Below are 17,134 nucleotides of genomic sequence, written 5' to 3'. Positions count from 1 at the left end.
TAAATGGACTTTATCGCAACTCCAAAGGGCAGAATTGTTGTTTGAAAGATATCCCTTGCTGTCTCAGGCTTATAGTTTATCGATACAGTTAGGAAATATATTTGCTCATAGTAAAGCGAAGGAGAACGCTTTTAAAAAATTAGGTATCTGGTATCAGCAGGTAGAAAAAGCTGGAATAGATACATTCGGAACAGTTTCAAGATCGGTTCAGGCTCACTATCTGCATATTCTTAACTTCTTCAACAACAGATCTACAAATGCCTCAGCTGAATCTTTCAACGCAAAAATCAAAGCCTTCAGAGCATCCTCCAGAGGCGTTAGAGACATAAAATTCTTCCTATTCAGATTAAAAAATATCTATGCTTAGAGTATTACCCCTCAAGTTTTCGACTTGATCCCAAATAATTTGATTTTTGCGTCTGTCATATAAGTATCTCCCTATAAACTTCACAGTTCGGGCTGAATACCGGCAAATTCATGACTGTTCCGAAGTAATTCAATCGGGCAATCTCTGTAGATGCCCTTTCCTTTCACAAAGATTTATTGTTGAAAATTTGTCCATGAGTAAACCATCATCAATCCATAAACAGAAATCCTCTTTTTTTTGCCCGTCTTGTCAAATAAAAAAGCTCTATACCAGCGACTTATCAAACCTCTTCCAAGCCGAATTTGATATGAACTTGTACAAATATAAACCATCGTTTATACCTGTACATACAAGGTTATCAAATGAAACAAGCAATTGCATACTATCGGGTATCCACGTCCAGACAGGGGCGTAGCGGATTGGGTTTAGAAGCCCAGCAAAATACAGTAAAGAATTACTGTGAAAAGAATGAGTACGACTTGCTGTCCGAAGTGATTGAAGTCAAGTCAACACGAAAGCAGCGCATCAGGTTGTTGGATGCTCTAAACATGTGCAAAGAGCAACGGGCTACGCTGATCGTGGCCAGACTTGACCGTCTGGGCCGTGATGTTGAGGAGATAGCAGGCATCGTCAAATCGAATGTCAATATCGTCGTGGTCGATAATCCTCATGCGAACCGCTTTACGATACACATTCTGGCCGCAGTAGCCGAAGACGACAGGCAAAGAATAAGCGAAGCCACAAAGGGAGCTTTGAAGGCAGCAAAAAAGAGGGGCGTGGTTTTGGGTAGCAATGGAAAGGCCCTGTCAAAAGTGAACAAGAGGGCCGCCGAAGAATTCGCCCAAAAACTGGTGCCGCTCATAAACAGGCTCCGAAAAAGAGGGATTACATCAGTACGGGCCGTTTCTGACGAACTTAACCGCAAGAGTGTTCCGACATTTCGAGGTGACGGAAAATGGCACCCGAGTACCGTTCACACACTGTTGAACCGACTAAAGAAAATAAACGACAGATTATAAAACGCATAAAATCTGTAAACGGACACCACTATAAATCCTCCTTTTGTCATGAAATTGTTGTGTACGCTTTTTAAGAAAACAATATAAACAAACCAGAAGATGAAAAAATCAAATCTGTTGATACTTATCGGCCGGATCCTTTTTATGGCAGGCTGCTCGAAAGACGATGTAGAAAGCGGGAATGCAATAGTTGGAAAATGGCATTTAACGAAATACGAGCAAAAAAAAGATTGCGAAGCTAATCCAGAGTTTGGCACAGAGCCCTCTACTTATTCGTGGGAGAAGATATTTGGTGAAGGCAATTACTTTGAATTCAAAGCATCTGGAGATTGTATTCTCTGGTCGGATGGAGACAGGGTGGAAAGTAAATATCAGATAATAGAGAATGGAACGAAGATTCGATTTGCAGATTATCCCTTGTACATAGCGCCAGAATTAGACTATAGCCTTTCGATTGAACAAGGAAAAATGACTTTGTACAGCGATAGACTGATTAGATATGATGGAAAATGCACCGGCGGGGAATGGATTTATCTCAGTAAATAATAAAACGTAAAACAATAGACCGTATGAAAATCTCTACAAAATCAGTTCTTATCCTATTTTTTCTATGTGCGGCTTTGGCATCTTCCGCCCAAACATACCGTGCCAAAGCGGGCGTGAATTTATCGAGCATGTTACTCAAGAACAATAGCGGCCGCCTAACCGATAATGTCAAAATTCATCCTGGTATTCACTTGGGCGTAACCGCCGAGTTTCCTATCAAGGACAATATCTCTTTTGAAACGGGCTTGTTGTTCTCAACAAAAGGCCTGACGGAAGAAAGGAACGGCATGTCAAGAAAAGTAAGTACCTATTACTTGGATATTCCATTGACTGGAAGAATTATCCACGAATGGAACTCACACACATTTTACGGAGTCTTCGGCCCGTATTTAGGAATAGGTTTGTCAGGAAAAGAAAAATATAGTGGCTGGGGACAAGAATCAGATTACAAAATCAAGTGGGGGGCAGGTAAATCCGACCACTATAAAAGGCTTGAAGCGGGATTGATTATCGGGGCAGGCATAGTTTTCGATCCCATCGAAATCGGCCTGCAATATAATATCGGCTTATCCAACATGTCGTCTTATACAGGTGAAGGGCAAAAAGTCGCTAATCGTGTATTTGCGATCACGGCGGCATACAAACTTGAACGATAACGCTTCATGCTTTGCGCGCGATAAACAATATCAACTCACTTAAACTCTCATAAACATATGATATGCCCAAAATGTAATTCGGAAAATATCCAAAAGCTAAGTACGGAGGCAAATGCAATGTCAATTCAGAAAATCACTGAAAGCATTGCGGGTTTAGTTAAAAAATGTATGTTGGTTGCCCTTGTTTGTGCAGCCACATCATCCTGCGGCATCAAGGGTGATGAACCCAAACCCGGAACAGAGCCGGGTAGCACGAAAGCTACGGTTGTTGATTTCCAAGAAAGGGGCGCTGGTGGCTATGTTTATACAAAAGATAGTCTCGTTGTGCTGTATGCCAAAGGGGCAGAATTCGTGGTAAGCGTCCGCCAAGCCGACTTGAAAAAAGGCAATAATATCAAAATCAATGCGCCAGGACTCAGAGAGAGTAATATCAAAGGAGTCAACAACGGTGCGATGGTTCTTGAAGATTATAACATGAATACGGAGATGTCAGCTTTAGATAAAACATATTTAGGCTCAAGCGGACAGGACAAGCTCAAGAACGTCAAACTCATAAACAATGGCTTATGGAGTGTTAGAGCAGATGCAAATGATGATGCATGGCGTTCTATCACTAAAGCGCAGGTTGTAGGCATTATAAAATTATTGGAACAGCCTGTGGCTTTGGTTGGACATACAGCTATGGTTAATGGTAAAACCTATACTTTGATGCCAACCAATTAAACCCTGCATCAATAGTTTGTAGTGTAAGGATGCAGCTTATCCCTTGCGCGTTTTTTGAACCTCATCCGCATTGACGTTATAAAGATGGTCGATATTGTTACAGATATAGGTCGTATAGCTCTCGTGGATACTTGAAATTAACGCCTCTTGTAATGTCCAGTTTATTATAAAATAAGGGCTTTTTTCTATGATACACAGGTCAAGGGCCTTCTTTTAGAAGTACGCTCAAGTCAAACCAAATCATTTTATCTATACAAGAAAATTAAAGGGAAACCGGAACGCATCTTTTTGGGCGTGTTTCCCGATTTAACAATTGAGAATGCTCGTAAGATGGCGTTCATCAAATTGGGAGAAATTGCTAATGGCATAAACCCCCTCGATGAAGTCCGTGCCTCACGCAAAGAACATACTTTTGAAAGTTTTTATCATGAATACATGGAACGCTATAGCAAAAAGCATAAGCGTTCATGGAAGTACGACGAACGAGAAGTCAATAAATTCCTTTCACACTGGTTCAAGAGAAAACTAAGCGATATAAAAAAGAAGACCCTACCAAGCACCTTGTAAATTTCAAACGTGCTTGGAAACGTACTCAACAAAAAGCCGACCATTTATTTATGGGCGAGGGATGAAAGATATTCAAAGTTGATTCGTGAAATAGACTTGGAGGCCAATGGATATGAATAGATTGACATAGCTTTCAAACGGATAATGACCTACTCGAAAAAAGAGAAGATAACATTACCGACAGGCCTGATGGATGTTCATATTCATGACATCCGGCGAACCTTTGGCAGTTTTCAAGCCATCACCGGAGCGAGCTTACAAATCATCGGCAAAAGCCTTGGGCATAAATCGCCTTTATCCACCCAAGTTTATGCAAGACTTAACCTTGGCCTGGTTCTCGTCTCTATTGAAAAGGCAACTCAAGTAATGTTTGGTTAGATACCATTTTTTGTTTAAAAATGGGTATATTTGTGATACTATTATAGTAGTAATGGTCAATTTTACAAGATATATACTATCATGATATCACTTATAACACCGACAAAAGCCCAGCGTAAACTTGCGGATAATATCCGTGAGAGGCGTTTGCGCATGGCGCTTACCCAAGAGGGGCTGGCCGAACGTGCTGCGGTTCCCTTAGCTACCTTGAGAAAATTTGAGCAGCAAGGAGCCATATCACTTGAATCATTCCTGAAGCTCCTTTTAGTCGTGGGAGGGTTGGAAGAAATTATCGAGGCGACAAAACCCGCCAAGCTTATGTTCTCATCTATTGATGACGTCCTGAATGAGAATACGAGTTTCATCCGTAAACGAGGCCGCCGCAAATGAAACAGCCCATATCAGAAATCAAAGTAGGCCTTGACTTTGGAAAAGAAGTCTTGCCGGTAGGACGCTTGGCCGCCCGCGAGGGTGTGATTTATTTTGAATATCACGCATCGTTTATTCAAAGCGGCTTGGAGATATCTCCTTTACGTCTTCCGCTTCAATCGGGTGTGACTGAACTTCCCCGAAGGCCTTTTGAAGGCTTGGCAGGTGTTTTCGGTGATAGCCTGCCCGACGGGTGGGGACGCCTGTTGTTTGACCGCCTGATGCGTTCTCAAGGCGTACTGCCATCGGATATTACCCCGCTTGACCGTCTGGCTCATGTGGGTCTGCATGGTATGGGTGCGCTGGTCTATGAACCGGATTATAGTGCAACAGAAATGGATGGCACCATCAATCTTGACCAACTGGCTATCCAAGCCGAGGAAGTCCTCAATGGAAGCTCCGAAGACGTTATACAAGAGCTTCTGGCCCTAAACGGGTCATCAGCAGGGGCAAGGCCCAAAGCCCTTATTGCAGTAAATAAAGACCGAAAGAACATATCGCACGGAGCAAAACAACTTGAACAAGACTTTGAACCATGGCTTGTCAAGTTCCCGAATTCACAAGACGGGCCGGATGCCGGAGCCATTGAATACGTCTATGCACTAATGGCGAAAGAGGCAGGTGTTTCGATGCCGGAGGTGCATCTGTTTCCTTCTCAAAAGGGCGGCGGCTATTTTGCCGTAAGGCGTTTTGACCGAGATGGAGCGACGCGATATCACATGCATACGGCCGCTGGTTTATTGCATAGTGATTTTCGCGCACCGTCCTTGGACTATGAAGACTTACTGAATCTCACAGCGGTGCTAACCAAGGATGCACGCGAAGTGGAAAAGATGTATCGTCTGGCCGTGTTCAACGTACTTGCGCATAACCGTGACGACCACGCCAAGAACTTTAGCTTTTTGATGGATGAAACGGGAGAATGGAAATTGTCACCGGCCTATGACCTGACTTTTTCCGGCGGCCCCAATGGTGAACAAAGTACCATGGTCATGGGCGAAGGCAGAAATCCCACCGAAAAACAGCTTATAAAACTGGGGCTTGAGGCTAAGCTGTCGAAAACGCTTATTGACAATGTAATCGGACAAACGAAACAAGCCCTGCAGCAGTGGGGCCATCTGGCAAGAGAGCATAAAGTGAATAAAGATAATATAGACCTGATAGGGCTTAAATTAACACAAATACATAAAATTTAAGCATCCTTTTATATAGATATATTACCCATTTTTTGTAGAAAGAAGAATAGGATGTTATAAATTCGTAAATTGTGTTTTGTTAACAATGAATATCACTATAATAAGTAGGGTTTATTATGGGAACGAAGACAATAACATTTAGCGGAATAGTCTGTTTTATTGATGATGAAAGAATAAAAAAGACCAGTTCTTACAAATAATCCAAGAAGGAATGCATAATGAAGTCAACGGTAATACTGTACAGATTTTTAAGTTAGAGTATGAGGGAGATTTTCTAAAAGTCAGTTTTTCAGATGGTTCCGCAATGCCTAGAAATCCTGTTGTCTATAATAAGGATACAGAAGAATTTGAACCCAATCCTCGGGAGAAAAATCAAATAGAACCTAGAGATTATTTTGCGATATTTGACCTGAATTCAAGTTATGTTTGGCTGAGCAATACTAAGAAGAAAAATACTCTTTTAGGTTATTTTAGAAAACTATTTAATGGGCATCAACTTGTGCTTAAGGATGTATATATGAGGAAGATAAGTTTATTGAAAGCATCAAAACATTGGACCAAATCAAGATAAGTGCAGCACCCAATCTTTTCAGTTCTTCACATACATTATCTCAAGCCTTGGTTGATGAAATGTACGGTGCCCAAGAGGCGACCCTCCATTTGAAATATCAGAACCTTTTTGTTGGTGATACATTGAGGGAAAAAGTTGCAAGTCTGTTCAGAAGCAAAAACAGTTTTAACAGTATTACAATCTCTGGTAGGGATGAGAAGAACCTTGGAATGTTGTTCAATAATAATCTATTCTCAAAAAAGATAGATATAAATGCTCTAGTTGATGAAAATGAGATGTTTGAGGCAAATGATGTTTTCCAAAAAATTATAGGAAAAATAGAACAGGAAAAAAATGAAAATAGCTAAAAACATTATTTCTGGGATTTTTATTTTAAGCTTAATACTTTTACTATCAACCTATTGGCATAAGGATACATCAGAAGCTTTTGAGGGTATATTGACTTTCTTATCAATTGTGAGCGGATTCGCAATTACAGGAATGTCTATTGTCGCCACGTCAACTTTTTCTAAAGAACTTTACAAAAAAGAAGCTTCGGACGATAACTCGAAAACACTGCTTCATAAATTGGTGGATAAGTTTGAATACTTAGTGGTTGTGTGCTTGGCGACAATTTGTTTTATCCTGTTGCACGCATTTCTTACGCCCTATGATATCGGTGGATTCAAAGTTTCTTCAATCTGTATTTTTCCTAAAAGATTACTGAGCAGTATTATTTGGATTTTAACAGGTGTAGCCATTTTGAAGTTTCTACATTTAATAAGGGTTTTTTCTGCATTTATAATTCAAAGTTCAAAAAAGCTTTGATACTCCTTTTGTAACAAACAAAACCCCATCTCAGCGTCTGTATTTCCTGTTGCTTTTGAGTAAGACGTGATCCGACTTAACTCCGATATGCATGTGGTTATCATGGTCATGCTAAATCTCAATTTATTTTCCCATCGTCTTATCATTACTAAGTAAAGAGGTATTTCCACCCTCCTCCAACATAACATTTCCATAATACCGCCTTAACATTCACGTGAACTTCCCGCCGTTATTTTGCGCCGCAAATAACCATTTATCACTTTGTTTTATGAGACAAATTTATCTCTCCCGGCTCGGGCGACTACTATGCCTGTGCTCTTTAAGCTTCTTTCTTTTAGCGGGTACCGGAAAGCTGTGGGCCCATCCTGTTCCCGCACTTTCGGCTATCCGGGCAGCCGCCGTTACCGGAACCGTAAAAAGCACTGACGGTGAAGCCCTCACCGGTGTGGTGGTGAAAAACCTGAACAGCGGGAAAGTGGCCGTAACAGATGCAGACGGGCAGTATACCCTTGAGGCGGAACCGGGCAATGATCTCCAATTCACCTTTGTGGGGTTTAAGACACAGACGCTTAAAGCTCAAACCCCTATGCCGGCAGTGATTCTTGAGGCCGACAACCAGATCCTTAACGAAGTGGTGGTAACGGCTATCGGTATCAAACAACAGAAAAGAAAGATCGGGTACTCTACCCAGGAGATCAAGGCCGATGTACTGCAGGAGTCCAAGACCATGAACATCGGTAATGCCCTGACCGGGCAGGTAGCCGGCCTTAACGTAACCAACCCTACCGGTATTTTCCAGGCGCCTTCTTTCAGCCTGAGAGGGAAAACCCCGCTGGTGGTAGTAGACGGCATCCCGGTTGAAACCGACTTCTTTGATGTGCCCAGCCAGAACGTGGAAAACATTAACGTACTGAAAGGCACCGCCGCCTCCGCCCTGTACGGGTCGCGGGGTAAAAACGGGGCCATCCTGATCACTACCCGGAAAGCTCAGAAAGATAAGCTGGAGCTCAATTTCACAACTACCCAAATGGCTACTGCCGGGTTTACGGTGTACCCCAAAACACAGACCGAGTACGGTAGCGGCTCTAACGGACAATACGAATTCTGGGACGGCGCCGACGGCGGTATTTCGGATGGCGACATGACCTGGGGCCCCAAGCTGAATACCGGGCTGAAATACAAACAGTGGAACAGCCCTATCCGTAACCTGCAGACCGGCGAGGTAATTGAATGGTATGGTGATGTGGCCGGTACTATTTACGACGATAAGTCGAAATACGAGCGGGTTCCTACCGACTGGGTGAGGCACGATAACCTTCGCGATTTCCTCCGTACCGGTTACGTAACCGAAAACTCCCTTTCGCTGGGATACAAAACCGACAAGGCGAATATCTTTGTTTCGGGTAAATACGCCTTCCAGAAAGGACAGGTACCCAACACCCGGCTGTCATCCGGTGGCCTGAACATCAACACCAACTACAAGCTGACCCGCGACCTGATCTTTGACGTAAATCTTTCTTATAACAAGGTGATCTCTCCGAACTACCCGAGATACGGGTACGGCCCTAAAAACCACATCTATACCATCCTGCTCTGGATGAGCGATGATGTGAACGGCAATGACCTGAGAAATCACTTGTACCGGATCGGTGATGAGGGTTACCGGCAGGCCAATTACAACTACGCCTGGTACAATAACCCCTATTTTGCCGCTTACGAGCTGACCCAGAAATATGACCGCGATGTGCTCCAGGGGCAAACCGGCCTCACCTGGCTGATCAACGATAAATTTGTAGTGAAAGGAAGAGCTGCCGCACGCCAGATCGCTACGTTTGAAGACATGAAAAGCCCGAAATCATACATGAATTACGGCGACTCCCGCAACGGCGACTACAAAATGTGGGAAAAAACCCAGCTGAACTTTGACGCGGATGTGCTGGCAACCTACACCGAAGACATCACCGATAATTTCGGGATCAGCGTAAACGCCGGCTCATCAGTATTTACCCGGGATATCCGTTCCGGCAACCAGTCGACAGACGGGCTGGTAGTACCTTTTGTCTATAGCCTGAACAACACCCAGGGACCCGTGAGGGCCACCAACCTCCTGGAGCAAAAGGCTATCCGAAGCGTGTACGGATCCGTGAATTTTGATATATTCAAATCTACTTACCTGAATATTTCAGGCAGGAATGACTGGTCGTCTACCCTTTCGGCGGCCAACTATTCCTACTTCTACCCGTCGGTTTCACTGAGCTCGGTTCTTTCCGATTATTTCACCATCTCGCCGGCAGTAGACTACCTGAAAGTTTACTCTTCGTGGGCACGGGTATCTAACGACCTCACGCCCTACAATACCAGTTCTACGTTTGAAAAAGATGTAACTTACGGTTCCACGCCTTCGGTTTCTTACCCTTCAGGCATTGTAAACCCGAACATTCTTCCGGAACGCTCCACTTCCCTGGAGGCCGGTCTTGCCTTCTCGCTATTAAAAAACCGCCTGACGCTGGATTTTACCTATTACAACGTACTGGATGAAAACCAGATCATTGACCTCTCTATCTCCCAGGCTTCAGGGTTCAGCTCCCGGAAAGTGAACGGCAACGAGTACCGTACCAACGGTTTTGAAGTTATGCTGAACGCTGTACCTGTGAAGAACAAGACACTGACCTGGAATGTGGGACTGAACTGGTCGAAATACGTACAAAAGCTTACCGCCATCTACGGCGACCAGGAACGGTACGGAAACTTTAAGGTGGGCGACCGGGCCGACAGCTATTACACCACGGTGTGGCAACGCTCTGCCGACGGCCAGCTTATCCTGAATCCGAACACCGGTATGCCCATCCAGGATGCCTATCCCAAAAATATTGGTCATCTCAATCCTGACTGGCAGTTTGGCTTCCTGAACACCCTGAAGGTAAAAGACTTCACTATCAACATCGATATTGACGGTGCTATAGGCGGTATCATGAACTCCAGCACCATTGAGAAAATGTGGTGGGCAGGTAAGCACCCCAACTCCACCCTTTACCGCGATGCCGAATACGAATCAGGCGAATACGTTTTTGTTCCCAAGGGTGTGGTCATCACCGGCGGACAGGTAGTCAGGGACGTTTACGGCCAGATCACTTCCGATACCCGCGAGTATGCTCCGTTTACCAAAGCCGTAAGCTGGCAGTCGTGGTCGCAGCAGTACCCCTACAGAGCACGGGTTACCGCTGATGAGGATGAATTCTTTGCCAACACGTTCTCCCGCTCCTTTGTAAAGCTGAGGAGGGTATCTGTCTCCTATGATTTGAACAAGGTGCTCAAAATCAACAAACTGAACGGATTGACCGCTTCCGTATTCGGCTATAACCTGGCCATCTGGAAGAAGATACCGTACATTGACCCCGACTTCAAGCTGGGCAACGACGGCGACCTGCAGGATCCGTCTTCACGGTATATCGGTGCATCCTTAAACTTTAATTTCTGACATTCATGAAAAAGACATATTTTATTCTTCTGAGCCTGCTGGCTCTTGGTATGGCCTCGTGCAGGGATCTTACGGGGATCAACCTGAACCCGAACAATGCCACTACCACCCACCCCCAGGCCCTGCTGACCAAGGTGGAATGGGACGCTTTCCGGGCCTTCAGGGGAACCGGCCCGCTGTACATCCAGAAAATGCTGGTACAAACCGACGGCGAAAATGCCGGCCAGATCTACAACTGGCAACGGGGCGATTTTGACGCCTATTCCAACCTCAGGAATGTGGAAAAAATGATTGAGGAAGCGCAGCGGATCGACGACCAGACCTACGTGGCGCTGGGCAGGTTCTTCCGGGCATACTACTTCTACAACCTGGCGCTGCAGTTTGGTGACATCCCTTATTCTGAAGCGCTGAAGGGAGAATCTGCTGCCATTTTCTCACCGAAATACGATGCCCAGAAAGACGTATTCAAGGGTATCCTGGCCGAACTGAAAGAAGCGAATGACCTGCTGGAAGCCCACCCTGCCGTAATCTCCGGCGACATCATTTACGGCGGAAGCAGCTCGGGCTGGCTGAAAGCCATCAATGCCTTCCGGCTGAAAGTATTAATGACGCTTTCTAACCGTACGGCAGATACCGATCTGAATGTGAAGCAGGAATTTGCCTCCATTGTAAGCTCACGGCCCTTGTTCACGGCCCTCTCCGGTGAAGATGCCCAGCTGGTTTTTCTGAACCAGGAAGGTAACCGTTACCCGGAATTCAACTCCTCCGGCTACGGATCGGGAATGTACATGGATTCTACCTTCATCCGCAGATTACAGGACCGGAAAGATCCGCGCCTGTTTGTGGTGGCCACCCAGACCCGCCTGGGCAAGGAAGCCGGTAAGGCCCTGGATGATTTCAGCTCATACGAAGGCGGTGACCCGATTGCCCCGTATGCCCGCGTAAACGATAAAGCCGTGGCCGGAAAGCTTTCGAAAGTACTGGAAAGATACACGCAGGATCCTACCACCGAGCCGCTGGTGCTGATCGGTTATGCAGAGCAGCAGTTCATCATCGCCGAGGCGATCGTCAGGGGATGGATCACCGGCAATGCCGATGCGGCTTATGAAAACGGTATCCGTTCCGGCTTTAAATTCTATGAAAATTATGCCAAAGGAATCGGCAGTTTTGTAGCAGAAGATAAAGCGGCTGCCTACCTCGAACAGCCCCTCGTAAAATTATCTGCCGCAAGCAGTACAGAGGCTAAGCTGGAGCGTATCATGATGCAGAAATACCTTCGTTCGTTTCACCAGGGCGGTCTTTCGTCTTACATAGACCACCTGAGAACGGGATACCCGGAATTCAGAAAAGGTGCGGGTGTAAAAACCGCTTACCGGTGGATGTACCCGCAGGCAGAATACAACACCAACGGAGAAAACGTTTCATCGGCTATCCAGCAGCAATTCTCCGGTTCAGATAATATCAATGCGAAAACCTGGTGGTTAAACGGATGATACAATTAACACTATTGCTGAGAGGAGGCCGCCCGAAAAAGGTGGCCTCTCCTTATTCTTTATATCGCTCCTTCTCTTCCTCATTACTGATAATCCTGCTGCGGGTTTTGGTCTCATTCCCTGAGGAAAACCGATAACTGAAAGTAAGCCCTGCCTGCCGGGAATCCTGGCGCAGAACCCATTTCTGGATCACAGTTGGAAATCGTGTGTCGTAATCATACACCATACTGTAGAAGGGATCTCTCATTTGTGCTTTTATACTCCCTTTTCCTTTAAACAGGGTCTTCCCAAGCCCCAGCACCATATACCCGAAACGGTTCAGGTAATATTCAAAAGACTCATACTGGCCGGAGGTAAAGACTCCTGCAACTTCTGCACTCCACCCTTTTCCCAAGGAAAACCGATTGGTCATCTGGCCCTGGAAATAATATCCTTTGGCAATATTCTTCTCCTCACCGGTCTCAGTTTTCCGGTGACCAAGAGTTGAGCTTAAAGTCAGGCTGTACCAGGGCTTGAGCCGGTCAGAGTAATCTATCGAAAAGGCTGCTGAACGTTGGTGCCCGTGATTAATTGTGGTTTCTCCAATAGAGTGATTTTCAGCGTTGGCAATAAACGCTGTAAAGAACATCCTGTCGAGATAAGAAAAATTCAGGTTGGCAGTAAGCTTACCCATAAACGTATATGAGATATCTGCGTTATCCACCATCTCAGGATCCTGATGCGGGTTCCCGTACACGTAATAAAGGAGATCGGTATAGAGGTAAGCGGGAATGAGTGTAGTATACTCCGGCCTGTTGAACCGACGGGAGTAACCCAATGAGTACGAGTGATTCTCACCGGGATTGTAATTGATCATAAAATCAGGAAACAGGCGGGTATAACTTTTATCTAACCTATCCATCGTGCGCTTTTCTATAGAGGTATTGGTGGTATTTTCCAGACGCAAGCCTGCTTCTATATCGAAAGTTTCTGAAAATGTATGCAGGAAATTAATATATCCCGAATGAATATCTTCATTAAAAGTATAGTGAATACTTCTTACAGGATCTAATCGGTATTGCCCGGTAGAGGGATCCGAAAGAGAAAAATTATACACATTATTCATGCGAGAAAAAGAAGATCTCAGCCCTGCCTGGAATGTGCTGTTTTCAGATAGAGGGTAAGTATAATCTGCTTTAGCTGAATACACTTTCATCGTGTTAGGGATGGCTTGTATAAAATTAACGGTAGTATCAGTGCCTGTATCCAAACGATGAAAAGCATTGGATATGGTATAATTCATATCCAGGTCATAATTAAAGAAGTCTGCCGCTACGGTCAGCTCGCTTCCTGGTCGGGCAAAAGACTGTACATAATTAAAATTCACCGTGTTACGTCTGACATTACGGGTTCTTAAACGCTCTCCTCTCACTATTTCAATAAGCTGGTGAGAAGCATCGAATATATCTGTGTTGGTTACTTGGTTTCGGGGAAGGTGATTTTCAAATATCCCCGAATAACTTATTCCCAGAAATGTTTTTTTATACGTAAAATCTATCCCGGTTTGCACGCTGTTTGTATTGTTTTTTAACGATACTTCATAGCCTTGTTCTGTCTGGCTTAAAGTCTTTCCTTCCTCACTCAGAAAGGTATTTTTCATTTTCAGATTATGGTAAACCCCGTTTCTTACATAGCCGTAGTTACCAAATATATAGAATTTCTCATTACGCCAGTTAACTGCCAGATTATTGTTCGTGTTAAAGTTGATGCCCTGCCTAAGGCCGGAGCTAACATTTATTCCAAACCCCCGTTGCGCATATTTTTTTGTTTTTATATTTATGATTCCGCCTGTACCCGAAGCTGCATATTTTGCTGAAGGCCGGCTGATAATCTCCAGTGACAGAATCTGGTCAGCAGGCAATCCCTTTAAAAAAGTCGCCAGGTTATCCCCATGTATAAAGTTCTCCCGGTTATCCATCAGTACCAGAACGTCCGGTTTACCCCGAAGGTTGACGAGCCCGTCAGAATTCACGGTAACACCGGGCGCCTGGGAAAGCAGGTCAAATGCATTTCCGCCACTCGCCGAAATCAACTGATCAACATTAAAAATCAGGCGGCCGGGCAAAAATTCTATCACCGGTTTTGTAGCGGAAACCGTTACTTCATCCAGGTGATTTTGTGAAACAGATAAAACAATATTATGTTGAGCGGCGGCATCTGATACTTCAAAGGGAGAAGAGGTAAATTCCTGAAAGCCAGTAGATGAAACCTTTAGAAAATAGTGGCCCGGCAGCACCGATTCAAATTCAAAAAACCCTTTTTCATCAGTTATCTCAAACTTCAGCAGCGCGGAGTCGGTATATGAAGCCAGGCCTACCACGGCAAAGGGCACAGCTGCCGCAGTAGTATCTTTTACATATCCGGAAATTTTTTGGGGAGGAAGGGCAAGTGCCGGGAAAGTTAAAATTAATCCTAACAGGAGAATAAAGGTGTTCTTCATGGTTATAGTTGAAAAGTTTCCACAATATTCCGGGAAGCAATTCGATGTTTCAATAGTCCAAAGAACTATTGGGTTTTTAAAAACGATATATAAAAAGAGAATCAGAATTATAAAGAATTCCTAATGATACCCGTACGCATACAAAGTTGAATAGCAGAAGTATTGTCTCTTACCAGAAGTCTTTTTCGCAGGTTTATCAAATGGTTTTTAACCGTAAATATACTCACCTTTAAATTTGAAGCTATTCCCGGAATAGCTATTCCTTTTTTCCAGAGGAGGAGGACCTCGCGTTCACGGGGCAGAACAATATCTTTCTCCACTAGCCGGTTGGTATGCGAATGCCAGTGAAATACACGTTTATGCGTGGAAAAACGCATCCAGAAGCCGGGCTGGGGAGCCAGGAGTGGTTGTATATCGGATAGGCTGTCAAAACTTAATTCTACGTGACCGCTATCATTAAAGGTGAGTGGTTGTGCCAGGTAGCAGCATCTGAATGTGGCGTGATGAATGTTTTCTACAACTCCGCCCACTACTGCTGCCCGGAGTTGGTTTTTCTCTTCCTCCCCAAGTAAAGTATACACTTTTCTTAACAACTCCATGTATTTGTCTACTGTTCTTCTTTCAGGTATAAAGGCAGTATAAATATCTTTTATTTTACCCAGCGGGAGCGGTGATGAGTATCCGGTTAAAACATGAAAATTCTGAGTATGAAAAAGGTATTCTCCTTCGGTGAAGTCAAAAACAGAATAGATAGAAGCATGCATGGCTGATATTTCCTCTATCAGGGCTATTTTTCTCAAGAGTTCTTCTGATACCTCAAAATGATGGATGAGAGGAAGTTCGCGTCGCAGCTCCTGGGCAAACTCCAGTAAAAATCGCTTGTTCTCTAAATAACTCATAGAAAGGTCAGTTTATGAATGAAGGGGGCCTGTCTTCATTCATAACCAACGAATATAAGCATAATAAACGGGAAATCAATAAACAGGCCCCCAATATCAAAAACAAGCTATTTCCAGCCTCCGCCTAACGCTTTATAGATAGCAATGGAAGCCATCAGCTGCTTCTTGTGTGAATCCACCATTTCCAGCTTGGCCTGGATAGCATTCTGCTGGGCGATCAGCACTTCCAGGTAGGTGGCCTTGGCCGAAGCATACAGCTGGCTGGACGTTTCCACCGATTCTTCCAGCACCTGGCTTTGTACGGTTTTCAGATCACTGATTTCCCGGAGGGCATTGATCCGGGTCAGCTCGTTCACCACTTCCGTATAGCCGTTCAGAATAGCTTTCTGGTACGTATACATGGCTATGATCTGTGAAGATTTAGCCATGCTGAAACGAGCCTCAATTGCCTTTTTATTGATCAGCGGGGCGGTAAGTCCGCCCACCAGCGAATACGCCAGAGACGCAGGTGTCTGAAGCAGGAATTTCGGGTTAAACGCCTGGTAGCCCAGTCCGGCCGTCAGCGTCAGGCCGGGCAGGAACTCGGCATTGGCAGCTTTCACATCAAACCGGCTGGCCTGTACCTGGTAATTGGCGGCCCGGATGTCCGGGCGGTTCAACAGCATTTGCGACGGGATACCCGTGGCAATTTCCAAAGGCAGATCCCGGAACAAAAGTGCCTTATTGCGCTCAATGGGCTGCGGATACCGGCCCAGCAAAAAGTTGATCCGGTTCTCGGTTTCGCTGATCTTCAGCATCACCTCCCTTTCCAGCGTGCGGGTGTTCAGCTGCTGCGCCTTGAACTGCTGAACCACCAGCTCATTGGCCCGGCCGGCTTCCTTCTGGTAACGGATCACATCCAGCACCTCTTCCTGGTTCCGGATGGTCTCGCTCAGTACCTCCTGTTCGTTATCCAGCGCGATCAGCTCATAGTACGCCAGGGCGATTTCCGAAATGAGAGCCGTGGTCACAAAACGGGCGCCTTCCACGCTGGCCAGGAAACTGCTGTAGGCCGCATTTTTACGGTTCGACAGCTTCTTCCAGAGGTCGATCTCCCACGACGACTGCAGGCCGATATAAAAATCGGGTAAATCGGCCGGAACGATCTTCCCAAGTGTTATTTCCGTAGAAATATTCCCGGCACCGTCCATCGTATAAAGCCCGTACCGGCGCAGGGCCGGCGATATATTCCCGGAAACCGAGGGTCGAAGCGCCGCCCTTGCATTCAGCAGTCCGGCATTGGCCAGCTCTATTCTTTCCAGGGCAATGTTCAGATCAGGGTTACGGGTTAACGCCGTATCAATCAGGGTCACCAGGTGCCGGTCAGCAAAGTAATCCCGCCATTGCATATCGGCAATCGTAGTACTGTCGGCATACCGTTGAAAGCTCACCGGAAGGGTTTGCTCAGGTATAGTAAAATGTATATTCCGGGTTTTACAGCCTGCCAGGAGCAGGATTAGCCCTATCAGATTAAATAGTTTCTTCAT

17 protein-coding genes are annotated in these 17,134 nt (G+C 45.2%); 14 read left to right on the top strand and 3 right to left on the bottom strand.

The features are described from left to right. From AB2U10_RS09840 to AB2U10_RS09775, 14 genes are all read left to right on the top strand, one after another. A partial coding sequence (locus tag AB2U10_RS09840) for a transposase (protein WP_367913922.1) occupies window positions 1-367 on the top strand: 367 nt, incomplete at its 5' end. 362 nt (window positions 368-729) lie between these two features. After that, a complete protein-coding gene (locus AB2U10_RS09835) occupies window positions 730-1,386 on the top strand; it encodes a recombinase family protein (RefSeq protein ID WP_367913921.1) in 657 nt (218 codons plus the stop codon). Between the two features lie 99 nt (window positions 1,387-1,485). Further along, a complete protein-coding gene (locus AB2U10_RS09830) occupies window positions 1,486-1,932 on the top strand; it encodes a hypothetical protein (RefSeq protein ID WP_367913920.1) in 447 nt (148 codons plus the stop codon). A gap of 23 nt (window positions 1,933-1,955) precedes the next feature. Next, a complete protein-coding gene (locus AB2U10_RS09825) occupies window positions 1,956-2,588 on the top strand; it encodes a porin family protein (RefSeq protein ID WP_367913919.1) in 633 nt (210 codons plus the stop codon). Window positions 2,589-2,705: 117 nt separating this feature from the next. Then, window positions 2,706-3,311 (top strand): hypothetical protein, encoded by a 606-nt coding sequence (locus tag AB2U10_RS09820; protein WP_367913918.1) that lies wholly within the window; start codon window positions 2,706-2,708, stop codon window positions 3,309-3,311. Window positions 3,312-3,482: 171 nt separating this feature from the next. After that, window positions 3,483-3,878, top strand: a complete 396-nt coding sequence (locus tag AB2U10_RS09815; protein WP_367913925.1) for an Arm DNA-binding domain-containing protein — start codon at window positions 3,483-3,485, stop codon at window positions 3,876-3,878. A 144-nt stretch (window positions 3,879-4,022) separates the two neighbouring features. After that, window positions 4,023-4,256, top strand: coding sequence for a site-specific integrase (locus tag AB2U10_RS09810; RefSeq protein WP_367913917.1), 234 nt, complete (start codon window positions 4,023-4,025; stop codon window positions 4,254-4,256). Window positions 4,257-4,337: 81 nt separating this feature from the next. Continuing rightward, window positions 4,338-4,646 carry a transcriptional regulator gene (locus AB2U10_RS09805; protein ID WP_367913916.1) on the top strand — a complete coding sequence of 103 codons (309 nt, stop codon included), beginning with the start codon at window positions 4,338-4,340 and terminating at the stop codon, window positions 4,644-4,646. Then, window positions 4,643-5,881, top strand: coding sequence for a type II toxin-antitoxin system HipA family toxin (locus tag AB2U10_RS09800; RefSeq protein ID WP_367913915.1), 1,239 nt, complete (start codon window positions 4,643-4,645; stop codon window positions 5,879-5,881). Before AB2U10_RS09805 ends, AB2U10_RS09800 begins: the two co-directional genes overlap by 4 nt. 211 nt (window positions 5,882-6,092) lie before the next feature. Beyond that, the gene (locus tag AB2U10_RS09795; RefSeq protein WP_367913914.1) at window positions 6,093-6,452 is read left to right on the top strand and encodes a hypothetical protein; all 360 of its coding nucleotides are present in this window, start codon (window positions 6,093-6,095) and stop codon (window positions 6,450-6,452) included. Beyond that, complete coding sequence (locus AB2U10_RS09790) at window positions 6,434-6,799, top strand: hypothetical protein (protein ID WP_367913913.1); 366 nt, start codon at window positions 6,434-6,436, stop codon at window positions 6,797-6,799. Before AB2U10_RS09795 ends, AB2U10_RS09790 begins: the two co-directional genes overlap by 19 nt. Continuing rightward, window positions 6,786-7,259, top strand: coding sequence for a hypothetical protein (locus AB2U10_RS09785; RefSeq protein ID WP_367913912.1), 474 nt, complete (start codon window positions 6,786-6,788; stop codon window positions 7,257-7,259). Before AB2U10_RS09790 ends, AB2U10_RS09785 begins: the two co-directional genes overlap by 14 nt. A gap of 268 nt (window positions 7,260-7,527) precedes the next feature. Further along, window positions 7,528-10,737 carry a SusC/RagA family TonB-linked outer membrane protein gene (locus AB2U10_RS09780; RefSeq protein ID WP_367913911.1) on the top strand — a complete coding sequence of 1,070 codons (3,210 nt, stop codon included), beginning with the start codon at window positions 7,528-7,530 and terminating at the stop codon, window positions 10,735-10,737. A 5-nt stretch (window positions 10,738-10,742) separates the two neighbouring features. Continuing rightward, window positions 10,743-12,230, top strand: coding sequence for a SusD/RagB family nutrient-binding outer membrane lipoprotein (locus AB2U10_RS09775; RefSeq protein ID WP_367913910.1), 1,488 nt, complete (start codon window positions 10,743-10,745; stop codon window positions 12,228-12,230). A gap of 52 nt (window positions 12,231-12,282) precedes the next feature. Here the strand turns inward: AB2U10_RS09775 and AB2U10_RS09770 are convergent, their stop codons facing one another. The 3 genes from AB2U10_RS09770 to AB2U10_RS09760 all read right to left on the bottom strand — a co-directional run bounded on the left by AB2U10_RS09770 (window position 12,283) and on the right by AB2U10_RS09760 (window position 17,134). Next, on the bottom strand, window positions 12,283-14,709 hold the full coding sequence (locus tag AB2U10_RS09770; RefSeq protein WP_367913909.1) for an outer membrane beta-barrel protein: 2,427 nt from the start codon (window positions 14,707-14,709) through the stop codon (window positions 12,283-12,285). Window positions 14,710-14,816: 107 nt separating this feature from the next. Next, on the bottom strand, window positions 14,817-15,608 hold the full coding sequence (locus AB2U10_RS09765) for a helix-turn-helix transcriptional regulator (RefSeq protein WP_493820444.1): 792 nt from the start codon (window positions 15,606-15,608) through the stop codon (window positions 14,817-14,819). Between the two features lie 107 nt (window positions 15,609-15,715). Next, window positions 15,716-17,134, bottom strand: coding sequence for a TolC family protein (locus AB2U10_RS09760; protein WP_367913907.1), 1,419 nt, complete (start codon window positions 17,132-17,134; stop codon window positions 15,716-15,718).

The organism is Leadbetterella sp. DM7, assembly GCF_040829825.2.
Classification (GTDB): Bacteria; Bacteroidota; Bacteroidia; order Cytophagales; family Spirosomataceae; genus Leadbetterella.
Note: the sequence above shows the minus strand (reverse complement) of the source record. Positions and strands in the feature narration are given on the sequence as shown.